Origin of the sequence: Rhodonellum sp., assembly GCF_030656585.1 — a bacterium.
Classification (GTDB): Bacteria; Bacteroidota; Bacteroidia; order Cytophagales; family Cyclobacteriaceae; genus Rhodonellum; species Rhodonellum psychrophilum.
In genome coordinates, this window is record NZ_JAUSPP010000006.1 from 22,163 (window position 1) to 35,248 (window position 13,086).

At 43.6% G+C, this 13,086-nt stretch carries 11 protein-coding genes; 9 read left to right on the forward strand and 2 right to left on the reverse strand.

Features of this window, described 5'->3' with window-relative positions; all coding sequences use genetic code 11:
- Positions 1–22: 22 nt before the first annotated feature.
- A complete protein-coding gene (locus tag Q7J63_RS00810; protein WP_304883572.1) occupies positions 23–1,270 on the reverse strand; it encodes a DUF349 domain-containing protein in 1,248 nt (415 codons plus the stop codon).
- Positions 1,271–1,400: 130 nt separating this feature from the next.
- Between Q7J63_RS00810 and ettA the strand changes: the two genes are divergently transcribed.
- Positions 1,401–3,080, forward strand: coding sequence for an energy-dependent translational throttle protein EttA (gene ettA, locus Q7J63_RS00815; protein ID WP_019599832.1), 1,680 nt, complete (start codon positions 1,401–1,403; stop codon positions 3,078–3,080).
- Between the two features lie 851 nt (positions 3,081–3,931).
- Positions 3,932–5,254 (forward strand): pyridoxal phosphate-dependent aminotransferase, encoded by a 1,323-nt coding sequence (locus Q7J63_RS00820; protein ID WP_304883573.1) that lies wholly within the window; start codon positions 3,932–3,934, stop codon positions 5,252–5,254.
- Between the two features lie 2 nt (positions 5,255–5,256).
- On the opposite strand, the gene Q7J63_RS00825 is transcribed toward Q7J63_RS00820, so the two are convergent.
- A complete protein-coding gene (locus tag Q7J63_RS00825) occupies positions 5,257–6,288 on the reverse strand; it encodes a zinc dependent phospholipase C family protein (RefSeq protein WP_304883574.1) in 1,032 nt (343 codons plus the stop codon).
- A 209-nt stretch (positions 6,289–6,497) separates the two neighbouring features.
- Here Q7J63_RS00825 and rpsT point away from each other — a divergent pair, with 209 nt between their 5' ends.
- The 7 genes from rpsT to rny all read left to right on the forward strand — a co-directional run bounded on the left by rpsT (position 6,498) and on the right by rny (position 13,057).
- Positions 6,498–6,752, forward strand: a complete 255-nt coding sequence (gene rpsT, locus Q7J63_RS00830) for a 30S ribosomal protein S20 (RefSeq protein WP_019599828.1) — start codon at positions 6,498–6,500, stop codon at positions 6,750–6,752.
- Positions 6,753–6,941: 189 nt separating this feature from the next.
- Positions 6,942–7,637, forward strand: coding sequence for a DNA repair protein RadC (gene radC / locus Q7J63_RS00835; RefSeq protein ID WP_019599827.1), 696 nt, complete (start codon positions 6,942–6,944; stop codon positions 7,635–7,637).
- A 4-nt stretch (positions 7,638–7,641) separates the two neighbouring features.
- Positions 7,642–8,262 (forward strand): DUF1684 domain-containing protein, encoded by a 621-nt coding sequence (locus Q7J63_RS00840; RefSeq protein WP_304883575.1) that lies wholly within the window; start codon positions 7,642–7,644, stop codon positions 8,260–8,262.
- A 174-nt stretch (positions 8,263–8,436) separates the two neighbouring features.
- On the forward strand, positions 8,437–10,848 hold the full coding sequence (gene pheT, locus Q7J63_RS00845) for a phenylalanine--tRNA ligase subunit beta (protein WP_304883576.1): 2,412 nt from the start codon (positions 8,437–8,439) through the stop codon (positions 10,846–10,848).
- Between the two features lie 4 nt (positions 10,849–10,852).
- Complete coding sequence (locus Q7J63_RS00850; protein ID WP_019599823.1) at positions 10,853–11,137, forward strand: hypothetical protein; 285 nt, start codon at positions 10,853–10,855, stop codon at positions 11,135–11,137.
- A gap of 1 nt (position 11,138) precedes the next feature.
- A complete protein-coding gene (locus tag Q7J63_RS00855) occupies positions 11,139–11,423 on the forward strand; it encodes a cell division protein ZapA (RefSeq protein WP_019599822.1) in 285 nt (94 codons plus the stop codon).
- Positions 11,424–11,491: 68 nt separating this feature from the next.
- Positions 11,492–13,057, forward strand: a complete 1,566-nt coding sequence (gene rny / locus Q7J63_RS00860) for a ribonuclease Y (RefSeq protein WP_019599821.1) — start codon at positions 11,492–11,494, stop codon at positions 13,055–13,057.
- Positions 13,058–13,086 lie beyond the last annotated feature (29 nt).

Consider the following 13,086-nt stretch of genomic DNA (forward strand, 5'->3'; position numbering starts at 1 on the left):
TTAATTATCAATCTTTAACTGATTATTTGTTTGAAAGTTCCTTCAATATAAAATTTTTTACATCAACCTTTCTTTTATAAGCACTTAACTTTCTTTTCATCATGATTTCAAAATCGCTTTCCTGTGATTTGAAATTTTCCGCGTTCCCTTTGATGGTTTCCAGTTCGGTTTGGTCCCGATGAATGAGGTCTTTCAGGATGGTAGATTTGATCTGTTTTTGTTCAGCAATTGGCTTTTTGTCGAAGTCTGAATTTTTGGAGGTGGCCAGTTTGTCCAAAAAGGCTTTTTCAAATACTACTTCGGTGGAGAAGATGAAGGAGCGCATGACCAGATTGGCTTCCTTGGGTTTGCTCGGTGGCAAATTCCTCCATTCCGCCTGAATTTTTTTTGCGGCAGCCTGTACCGATGGCGTCGCTTCCTGAAGGGATAATTTTTTCATCTCTTCGTTCATCGTCTCCAGTTTTCGCATGAAGTCCCTGGGACTGAGCTGCGGCATGGACTGGATGGTCCTTTTGTACCTGCTGAAGATTCTGTTGTTTATTTTGGAAAACTCATCCCAAAGTGGCTGTCTTTTGTCAGCGGGAACCTTTCCTGATTCCTTCCATTGTTTTTGAATTTTCTTGCTGATCTCAAAGGCCCGCTTTGCATCCGCCATGTTAAAAGCATCTTGGGCTTGCGCCACAAGGGATTCGTAGACCTTTATGTTTTCCTCGGCTTGCAGAGCCAGTCCTTCGAAAAATTGTTTTCTGTTGTCAAAAAAGGAATCAATGATGTCATTAAATGTGGTTTCAAGATCCTCTTCGTATTCCTTTTCGACAGATCCTGTTTTGATCCAGCGGGTCTTGAGGCTTTTGAATTCCTCTGTGGTTTTCTTCCAGTCGGTATCGTCCTTGATTGCCTCAGCTTCCAAGATCAGTCCTTTTTTGATTTCGAGATTGCGCTCCCTGTTTTTTTTGATGATGTCCTCCAGGAAGGATTCGAGTTGGTTGAGGTCCTCGATCATGGGCACAAAGTCTCCCAGTGCGTCATATTGCAACAAGGATTCCTTCAGATGAATCAGTTTCATCAGAAAAGAGCCTTTGTTTTGATTTTCCTCGATGTCTTTTTTGAGATTGTCAACCTTACTCTTTATGGTTGAAAATCTTTCTTCGAAGTACTTGAGGGTAGAGGCTTCATCCTCTTTCACTTCCCCGATGATCCTATCGGGTTGGCTTAGAAAACCCTTCAAAAATACTTTGTTGTCCTTAATGTATCCGTACGGATGCTCCATTGCGATTTAATAGGTAGTGGCTGTTCTTTAGTTTTTTGCAAATTAATTAATTCAAAAGGATTAATCCTAAGAAAGGGGTTTTTTTGCCATCTTTGTTTTTGCAATTTTGTGAGTTGAAAAACAATAATTTATGAGCGCTGAGAAAATCATATTTTCTATGTCGGGGGTTTCAAAAATCTACCCTCCACAGAAGAAAGTTTTAAAAGACATTTATCTATCATTTTTTTATGGAGCCAAAATTGGTGTTTTGGGTCTAAACGGGTCTGGTAAAAGTTCCTTGCTGAAGATCATTGCAGGGATGGACAAGGAATTCCAAGGCGATGTGGTCTGGTCACCGGGCTATACCGTGGGCATGCTCGAGCAGGAGCCCAAGCTGGATCCCACCAAGACCGTCAAGGAGATTGTGGAGGAAGCCGTTTCGGCAACCATCGCTTTGCTCAAGGAGTTTGAGGAAATCAACGAGAAATTCATGGATCCTGCCTTGATGGATGATCCCGATGCCATGGACAAGCTTATCGACAAGCAAGGAGAAGTCCAAGCCAAGATCGACGCAGCCAATGCCTGGGAACTGGATCTTGTCCTGGAAAAGGCCATGGACGCCTTGCGTCTCCCGCCAAGCGATGCTCTTGTGGGCAATCTTTCCGGAGGCGAAAAAAGAAGGGTGGCACTATGCAGACTTTTGCTGCAGGAACCTGATGTGCTGCTCCTGGATGAACCTACCAACCATCTCGATGCAGAATCCGTGCTTTGGCTGGAGCAGCATTTGCAACAATACAAAGGAACCGTGATCGCCGTGACCCACGACAGGTACTTTTTGGACAATGTGGCCGGTTGGATTTTGGAGTTGGACAGGGGAGAAGGGATTCCCTGGAAAGGAAATTACTCCTCTTGGTTGGACCAAAAGCAGCAACGCTTAAAGCAGGAAGAGAAAACGGAATCCAAACGTCAGAAAACTTTGGAACGTGAACTCGAGTGGATTCGGATGACTCCGAAAGCCCGTCAAGCCAAAGGAAAGGCGAGATTGAGCGCTTATGACAAACTCGTCAGCGACGAAGGGAAAGAGAAAGAAGCCAAGTTGGAACTGTACATCCCGCCTGGACCAAGGTTGGGTTCCAAAGTGATCGAGGTCAACGGAGTTTCCAAAGCCTATGGAGACAAACTGCTGTTCGACAATCTTTCCTTCAATCTTCCCCAAGGTGGAATCGTCGGGATCATCGGGCCCAATGGAGCAGGTAAGTCAACCCTGTTTAAGTTGATCACCGGAAAAGAAAAAGCAGACGCAGGACATTTCGAAGTAGGAGAGACCGTCCAATTGGCCTATGTGGACCAGGAACATGACAATCTCGACCCCAACAAGTCGGTGTATGAAAGTATCTCCGGAGGCAACGAGATCATCAAACTGGGCAACAAGGAAATGAATTCCAGAGCCTATGTGAGCAAATTCAATTTCGGAGGAGCTGATCAGGAGAAAAAAGTAGGTAGCCTTTCCGGTGGCGAAAGAAACCGTGTGCACCTGGCCATGACGCTTAAGGAAGGTGGTAATTTACTCCTTCTGGATGAGCCAACCAATGATTTGGATGTGAACACGTTGAGAGCCCTTGAAGAGGCCCTTGAGAATTTCGGTGGCTGTGCAGTGGTGATTTCCCACGACAGATGGTTCTTGGATAGGATTTGTACACACATCCTCGCTTTTGAGGGAGATTCTCAGGTATATTGGTTTGAAGGAAACTTCTCCGATTACGAAGAAAACAAGAAAAAACGATTGGGTGACGTGACGCCGAAAAGGATTAAGTACAAAAAGCTGAAGTAACACTAGGTTCAAGTCTTCGGAATGGTTCAAGTCTTCAGACTTTGACTTCCTTTTGAAATTTCAATTTGATGAACAAGAGAGTCTTACATATAGCCATAGCGATACATGCAGCCATCTTGGCGCCACACTACTTAGGTTATCCCTATCTGGGCAGCATCAAGGGAGCGATATGGGTATCTATGATTTTCATGCTTTTGGCTAATTTCCTCTTTTTAGTTTGGGAGTTTAAAAATAAAGAGAAGGAAATGAAGTCGAAATGATTTTCATGAATTTCAATTCTCGGATTGGTTCAAGTCTTCAGAATGGTTCAAGTCTTCAGACTTGGACCATTTTTTATTAGATCCAACACTAAGCATGCCCCGGTAATATTTCAAATAACAAATTGCTCGATTTAATCCGAAATATGCATTAGATATTAGATAACCTTATGGGGACTAAGCCGCAAGAAAACCAGACTCTTTGGAGAATAAGGCAAATAAGCGACTTGGTGGAGTCAAAAAAATAAGCAAAGTCTGATTGTCAAGAAATTTCAGGCTGGATAGGGAAGGTATAGCACAGCTTTGGAATAAAAACTCAAAAGCATATGATTATAACACGATCCTTTTAGTTTTAACCTTTTCTCCGACAAGCCTGGCCATACACACTTTTTGATTTGTGACAAACCAAAAGTAAAATATTGATTTTATTGTCCCAAAAAAAAGGATTTCTTATCGATCTGTTTCGTTCAAGTCTTCGGGCTTTGACCTAAGCCCTTTCCCGATATCCCAATCAAATCGTATCTTTTTTAAAGAATCCGCAATCATTCCCTGCCTTTTTTGTTTATTTGTTTCAGAATCCAAAACATCAGGTGTATGAGACAATTGCTATTGAGACCAGGAGCAGAAGAGTTGAATTATGAGATCAGGGGCATCGTAAAAAAAGCCCGGATGATCGAACAACTCGGCTATGAAATCACCTGGGAAAATATCGGCGATCCCATCCAAAAACACAATGTGGTGCCCGTTTGGATGAAGGAAATTGTTTCTGACCTTGTTGGCCAGGACAAATCCTACGGCTATGCAGATTCCAAGGGCGTTCTTGAAACCAGGCAATTTCTAGCGGGACTGAACAACCAAAAGCAAGGCGTTCAAATCTCCGCCGAAGATATTCTCTTCTTTAATGGCTTGGGTGATGCCATCGCCAAATTGTATCAATTCTTGATTCCGACGGCCAGGATCATAGGCCCTTCACCGGCTTACAGCACGCACAGCTCCGCCGAAGCCGCCCACGCCAATACTGCTCCGATCACTTATAAACTCGATCCGGATAACCAATGGTTTCCCGATATGGAGGATCTTTATAATAAGGTGAAATACAACCCCTCCATCGTTGGGATCCTGATCATCAATCCGGATAACCCGACTGGCATGGTATATCCCAAAGAGGTCTTGGAGGACTTCGTCAAGATTGCGCGTGAATTTCGTTTGCTGCTGATTGCGGATGAAATCTATCAAAACATCACTTATAATGGTATAAAAGCAGTTTCCCTTGCAGAAGTTGCGGGTGACTTGCCTTCTATTTCGCTGAAGGGTATTTCCAAGGAGTTTCCTTGGCCAGGTTCCCGATGTGGCTGGATGGAATTTTACAACAGAGGGGCTTCTTTGGAATTCAACAAGCTCTGTCAGACCTTGGAAAATGCCAAAATGATTGAGGTCTGCTCAACGATTCTGCCACAGCTTGCCATTCCCAGGATTATGACGCATCCGGATTATGCAGCTTACCGGCAGGATGCCAATGAGCGGATCGGCAGGCGAAGCCAAATCATGAAGGAGGTCCTGGGTGATATTCCCGGGATCAAGTTCAATCCCACACAAGGGGCGTTTTACAATACCATCGTATTCGATGAAAGCTTTTTGGATCCCAACCAATATTTGCCCATCACCGACGCAAAGGTGCAAGGGCTTTTGAGTGAGTGGTTGAAAGATACAGCCATGCCACTGGACAAGCGTTTTGTGTATTACCTTTTGGCTGCCACCAAGATTTGCGTGGTGCCGATCAGTTCTTTTTGTTCCGATTTGAGAGGATTTAGAGTGACCTTGCTTGAGGAGGATGAGGAAGTTTTTAGGGATACCTTCCATCAACTGTCCAAGGCCATCCAATTTTATCTGCAGTCGCACAAAAAGCAGATGGCCTAATTTTATTCTGTTGTTTTTGGGGGTGAAGCGCTCCACATGGACCTGACGAATGATCTTCGGGTTTCATTTTGAGGATCGGTTGAGGACAATCCTTCGTGCTCCCGGATTTCCAATTGTTCTTTTGGGTCGAAAGTCTCCTTCATGCCCTCGATGGGCGATTTCAGAAGGGAGTTCAAATCGGGTTGTCCGGCGTCAACCCAAGCGGTGTACCAAAAATCAGCAATCATCTTGATGGAGTTTTGCATTTGCCTTTCGACCTGTCCGTTGAGCATCTCGTTGTAAGCAATCGTGAAGGGCTTTGAATACACTCGGGTGTTGATTCCACCCCTTTCTTCGAAGCTGTATTTTTTGTCATCGGGAAATTTCTCGCTCAGGATTCTTTCAAAATTGAGAACGCTGTCCAGTGCGGCATGTGCATTGATCACTGCTTGCCAAGCGGTGAGTTGGGGAGAGGGAAGGTATTCGGCTTGTCCTACAAAAAAATCAAAATCATCGGAGAGCAGTTCCGGAACCCGGCTTTCCCAAAAGGCATGGATACCATTTTGGCCGGTTAGCTGTCCGTTGTAGTTCTTGGTGGTGTGAAGGGGTACATTGATGTCGGCGATATAATGGCCCAAGTCGGCGGCAAGCCGCAGGATTGCCTTGGTGTCTTTTTTCTTAAAAGCCTCCGTCAACTGTATTTTGACATGGTAAGCGTTCCAGGGGCCGATTCCATGTTGCCTCAATTCCTCTTCGGTGAAGGATTCGAGCGCCTGAGGCCAATACCTGGGCAGTTTGTACACGGCGCTGTCTCCATAATTATCGGCATCGATAAAATGTTTTTCGGCTTCACCCATGACAGCATACCGGCGTCTGTCCGGGTTGATGGCATTCTCGGTGATAAATTGAATATTGGCCTTGAAGAAGCCTATCATTTCTGGGGGAAGTGAAAAAATGGCGAGCCGATTGATCCTCCGATGAGCAAAAAATCCCCAAGCGCAAATGTCGGAGCCTGAAATGAAAAAAATCAGAAGCAAAGCTAAAAATCGATTCATATTTAAATTTAATGAAAAAAAGGATTTTAAAAAACTAAAATATAGTTATCTTTGTGGCACCCAAGGAGGGATGAGGTGAAAAAAATCTGTTGATTTTGAGACTTTATCTGGTTTAGTTTCGAAAACCGTTTGTGTTTAAGAATTAATCTGCTAAATTTGCACTCCGTTTAGGGCAAAGGAGATTGTAAAGACATTAAGTAAAATAAGATATGGCAAATCACAAATCGGCACTTAAAAGAATTCGTTCAAACGAAGCCAAGCGTTTGAGAAATAGATATCAGGCCAAAACTACAAGAACATTTATCAAAAGATTAAAGGCAACTACCGACAAGGTAGAGGCGCAAGATCTCTTGAACAAAGTGACTTCAATGATTGACAAATTGGCTAAGAAAAGCATTATTCACAAGAATAACGCAGCCAACAAAAAATCCAAATTGACCAAATTGGTCAATTCTTTGGCATAGTCTTTCGACAAAGTCAACTTAAAATGCATTTATTAAGCCTTAGTTTAAACTAAGGCTTTTTTTGTTGCCTATTATTTTCTATTTTTCATTCGCTTTTGGGAAAAGATCCTTTCAGCAAAGCACAGCAGAAAATCAGTGCAATGTTCAAATCCTTTGGCAATCGAAGGGAGGTTTTTAAGTTGATTTTTTATGGAGAAATACGAATCAATCAAAATTTCTGCTCTGGCAGAGGAGGATCGTCCAAGGGAAAAACTACTGCTCAAAGGGCGAGCTTCCCTTTCCGATGCCGAACTCGTCGCAATCCTGATCGGTTCAGGAACAAAATTTCTAAGCGCCGTTGATCTTGCCAAGCACATCCTCTCTTCGGTCAACAATGACTTGGGGGAGCTGGCAAAGTTGAGTGTGAAGGATTTGCAGCGGTTCAAGGGTATCGGCGAAGCCAAGGCGATTAGCATCGTTAGCGCCATGGAACTCGGGAGGAGAAGGAAAGTTTTTGAGCCCCAAAAGCGGATAAAAGTCACCTCCTCCTCGGATATTTATAATTACATGAAATCAGACTTGATGGATGAGACCACGGAGAGTTTTTATATTGTGTTGCTCAACCGCGCCAATTTCGTGATCCGGAAACAGCTCATCAGCAAAGGGGGTAGCAATTCAACACTTGCGGATCCAAAGATGATTTTCAAGCATGCGCTTGACCACATGGCAAGTTCCATGATCTTGGTCCATAACCATCCCTCGGGAAATCTAAGCCCCTCCGATGCCGACAGAAAACTGACCAATAAATTGGTGGAGGTTGGTAAAAATCTGGAGGTTTTGGTCCTCGATCATGTGATTTTCACAGATGTTGGCTATTTTAGCTTCGCAGATGAAGCATTGATTTGAATTTATGAAGAGCCAAAATATTTTCCTGATTATAGTAGTTTTCGTTGTCTCTGTTTCGGTTGTTTATATGCTGACCAATTCCGAAACTACGGAAGATTATATTGAAAAAATAGAAAAAGAAAGAGAGCGTCAATTTAAGTTTATCCGCTTCAACATCGATTCTCCCCTGACAGCGGAGCAGAAGCAAGGGTTTCAGGCGCTGAGTTTTTACCCCATAGATCCCGAGTTTCGAATCAAAGCCAAAATGGTACCCGTGGAGGATCGAAAAATGATCGAGGTACCACTCACGGACGGCTCAGTCGAAAAATACCTTAGGCATTCCTACGCCGAATTTGAGCTGAAGGGAAAATCCCACCGTTTGCTTCTTCTTCAGTCGGTAAAGGAGGTAGACATGAGAAATTTCTTTCTGGCCTTTGCTGATGCCACGAGTGGAGAAGAGACATATGGCGGAGGACGTTACATCAATCTTCGGCAGGATGGGAAAAACAGCATCACCATTGATTTCAATTTGGCATACAATCCCTACTGTGCCTATAATCCCGATTTTGCCTGTCCTTTGCCTCCGAAAGAGAATATTTTGGAAGTGGGTATTTTGGCCGGGGAAAAGGATTACAAAAAAGAGTAGGGAGGTTTAATGACCAAATCTGCACTTTCCACAAACCATTTGACTCCCAAATTTGAATGAGATGTTTGTGTTGGCGATTTATCCAAAGCGAAAACCAAAATTAACTCACCCAAACCTTCCTCCCTCCATCATTTCCATTAAATTTGTGCCTTATTCTGAAATAACCCAGCATTCATGAAAATTTCCATAAATAGACTCAAAGATTTTATTGCGATCGATCAAACCCCTGAAGAAATAGCGGCCTTGCTGACCGGTTCAGGCTTGGAAGTGGAGGGGATTTCGCTTTTTGAGTCTATTCCCGGAGGTTTGGAAGGAGTGGTCATCGGGGAGGTGTTGTCTTGCGAAAGACATCCCAATGCCGACAAGTTAAGTGTGACTACTGTGGATGTTGGGAATGGGATTGTCCCGATTGTATGTGGAGCATCCAATGTTGCCAAGGGACAAAAAGTGGTCATCGCCACGGAGGGGGCAACTTTATATCCAGTTTCGGGCGAACCTTTTGTAATCAAAAAAGCCAAAATCAGGGGGGAAGTTTCTCAGGGAATGATTTGTGCCGAGGATGAAATCGGTTTGGGCGAAAGCCACGAAGGCATCCTGGTGCTGGACACTCAATTGCCGAATGGCACGCCTGCATCCAAGTATTTCGATGTGGCTAGGGATCATGTATTGGAAATCGGTTTGACTCCCAATAGGGCTGATGCAGCCTCTCATTTGGGTGTTGCCAGGGACTTGAAGGCATTATTGAACAGCCCGATCTGTCTTCCTTCCGTGGATGGATTTAAAGTGGACAACCAAAATCTTTCCATATCCGTCGAGGTGGAGGACCCAAAAGACTGCCCAAGATATGCAGGATTGACGGTGTCAAACATAAAAGTTGGACCCTCCCCTGAGTGGTTGCAAAACTATCTCAAGGCCCTGGACTTGGAACCGATCAACAATATCGTGGATATCACCAATTTCATCCTGCATGATCTTGGTCAACCGCTGCACGCTTTTGATGCAGACAAGATCAAAGGGAATAAAATTATCGTGAAGACACTCCCGAAAGACACTGTGTTCTTCACCCTTGACGATAAGGAAAGGAAACTTTCCGGTGCTGAACTGATGATTTGCGATGCGTCAGAGGGCTTGTGTATCGCAGGTGTTTTTGGGGGAAAAGGATCTGGGGTTTCTTCAAGCACCCAGAGTATTTTCTTGGAAAGTGCCTGTTTTTCACCGGATATTATCCGGAAAGGAGGGCAGTTTCATGGTCTAAAGACCGACGCCTCTTTTAGGTTTGAAAGAGGGACGGATCCCAATATGCCTGTTTATGCACTGAAAAGGGCAGCAATGCTCATTCAGGAATTGGCAGGAGGCGAGATATCTTCCGAGATCATCGATGTCTATCCCAATCCCGTGGAGGACTTCAAAATACCCGTTGCCTTCAAAAACATTGATCGTCTGATCGGAAAGCAAATTGCCAAGGAGGAAATCAAAGCGATCCTGCATGGATTGGAAATAGAGGTAAGTGCTGAAACCGAAATTGGTTTTTTGGCAACGGTAAAACCCTATCGGGTGGATGTGACCCGCGAGGCGGATGTCATTGAAGAAATCCTGAGAATCTATGGCTTTGAAAATGTAGCCTTGTCAGAAAACCTGAAATCAGACTTCCTTGCCGAACATCCCGGCAAAGATCTCAACAAGCTTCAGTACCGACTCAGTGAAGCTTTGGCGGCATTAGGGTTTTATGAAATTATCACCAATTCCCTCACAAAGCCTGCTTATGTGGAAAAATCAGGTTTTTTGGAAACTTCCGAAAACGTGAACATCCTGAATCAACTCAGCGAGGATTTGAGCGTCATGCGTCAATCCCTTTTGTTCTCGGGATTGGAAGTGTTGGCCCACAATATCAATCGGCGGCAGAAGGATTTGAAAGTCTTTGAATTTGGCACCGTCTATTTCAAGGAGCAAGTTGGGTATAGGGAAGAAAAAAGACTTGGTCTTTTCATGACTGGAGACAAGGCTTCTGAAAGTTGGCTGGCACCTTCGCGAGCGGTTGGGTTTTCCGATTTGCATGCGGTGGCGGAGTTGATTTTGGAGAAGCTGAACATCGAGGGTTATGGAATGGAGATTCTCCATGATGCGCCATTTGAATATGCCTTGAAACTGACCTTGGGAGAAAAGGAACTTGGGAAAGTGGGCATGCTTCGCCAGGAAGCCTGCAAACTTGCTGGGGTGAAACAAGAAGTTCTTTTTGCCGAACTGAACTGGGATTTACTCGGTAAGAAAGCAAAAGGCTTGAAGAAGTTTCAGGAAATCTCCAAATTTCCTGAGGTACGAAGGGATTTATCTTTGGTAATCGATAAAAATGTTACATTTGACAACATTAAAAAGATTGCTTTAAAAGCCGGCGGGAAACTGTTGCAAAGAATCAACGTATTTGACTTATACCAAGGGGATAAAATAGGTGCAGATAAAAAAGCCTATGCATTGAGTTTTTATCTTCAAGATTCAGAAAACACGCTGATCGACAAAGTGATTGACAAAACAATGGATCGGCTGATCCAAAATTTCGAAACCGAGGCAGGGGCATTCATCCGAAAATAACAAAATGATTCACGAAGAACTTCAACGACTGGAAAGGCTTGCAAGTCAAGTCGGTAAAAAGCTTCAACAGATAGAACTGGAAAACATTTCGCTAAAGGAGGATTTGGCAAAGGCTGTAAAAGCGGTTGCGGAAAAGGATCAGGTATTGGAGGATTTTAAAAATCAAATTAAAATTACTAAACTTGTAAACAGCATACCGGTGGAAAACATTGAGTCTGCCGAATTAAGAGAAAAAATTAATAATTATATAAAAGAAATCGATAATATAATTGCCTATTTGTCTGAATGATATGGAAGCACTTTCAGTAAAAATAAAGATCGGAGACCGCGAATACCCTATGAAGGTAAAAGTGGAGGATGAAGCAAAAATCAGACATGCAGGTAAATTGATTAATGATAAAATAAAAAGATATAGAGACGAATTTGGTTTGGATGATCGTCAGGATTTGTTGGCCATGGTGGCTTTTGACAGCATGGTCGAATCCATGGAGCAAAACAAAATCAACACTGATGACAGTGAATTGGTGGAATCCAGTATTGTCCGAGTCAATGCCCAATTGAAATCCCTGTTATAATTATTGAAATTCGATCTGATTTGGGACTTTTTGGTGTCCGGTAGGTATATATAAACGCTAAATAACCTATGGGAATATCATTATACATTATCGTCGCAGGCCTTTTGGGGTTGGCGATTGGGGCCTTGGTGGTCGGCTTTTTTCTGAAAAACAACAACAAAAAACTGGAAGAAGAAGCCCGGGAAAAGTCCAAAATACTCATCAAAGAAGCGGAATTGACCGCTGAATCCATCAAAAAAACGAAGATTCTTGAGGCAAAGGAAAATTACCTGAAACTCAAATCAGAATTTGAGGAGGATGTCAACAAGAAGAAAGGAATCCTCCTGACCAATGAAAATAAGCTGAAGCAAAAAGAGCAGTTTTTGTCAAAGGAACTTGAGCAGATCAAGCGAAAAGAGGCCGAGCTTGACAGCAAAAAAGAAGTCCTATCCGCACAGCTCCATTCTGTGCAGGTGAAAAAAGAAGAGCTGGAAAAAGTAACCAGTCAAAGGATTTCCGACTTGGAGAAAATTGCCAACCTTTCCAAAGAAGACGCAAGGGAACAACTTGTGGAAATGCTCAAGGATGAAGCGCAGACCAAAGCTTCCTCCCATATCAAGGATATTCTTGACCAAGCCAAATTGACGGCAACCAAGCAAGCCAAAAAGATTGTTTTGGATACAATCCAAAGGACAGCGACGGAACATGCCATCGAGAATTGTGTTTCTGTTTTCAACATCGAGAGTGATGATGTCAAAGGAAAAATTATTGGTAGGGAAGGAAGGAATATCCGAGCACTGGAAGCGGCCACTGGCGTGGAAATCGTCGTGGACGACACCCCTGAAGCCATCATTATCTCGGGCTTTGATCCGGTAAGAAGAGAGATTGCAAGGCTTTCGCTACACCGCTTGGTCCAGGACGGAAGAATTCATCCCGCCAGAATCGAGGAGGTAGTCGCCAAAACTGAGAAAAACATAGAAGAGGAAATCATCGAAATCGGTGAAAGAACCTGTATCGAATTGGGAATTCACGGATTGCACCCAGAATTGATCAGAATGGTCGGGAGATTAAGATTCAGATCCTCTTACGGTCAAAATTTGTTGCAACATTCCAAGGAAGTTGCCAAGCTTTGTGCTACAATGGCTGCCGAAATGGGCTTGAACGCCAAACTTGCCAAAAGAGCGGGATTGCTTCATGATATCGGAAAGGTTTATCCAGAAGAAGCTGAACTTCCCCATGCTATCCTTGGGATGGAGCTAGCCAAAAAATATAAGGAAAACCCAGAAGTCTGCAATGCCATTGGAGCCCATCACGATGAGATCGAGATGACTTCCATGATCTCTCCTATCGTACAGGCTTCAGATGCGATATCTGGCTCCAGACCAGGTGCAAGGAGGGAAATCATGGACAGCTATATCAAAAGACTCAAAGACCTCGAAGAACTTGCGCTGGGATTTGAAGGAGTCAACAAGTGTTTTGCCATGCAGGCAGGACGTGAGTTGAGGGTAATGGTCGATGCAGACAATGTGGATGATCAAACCGCCAGTCAACTTTCCTTTGACCTTTCCCAAAAGATAGAAAAGGAAATGCAGTATCCAGGTCAGATCAAAATCACGGTTATCCGTGAAATGAGAGCTGTGAACTATGCGAAGTAATTAAACCCGTTTAATGCATTACGAACACA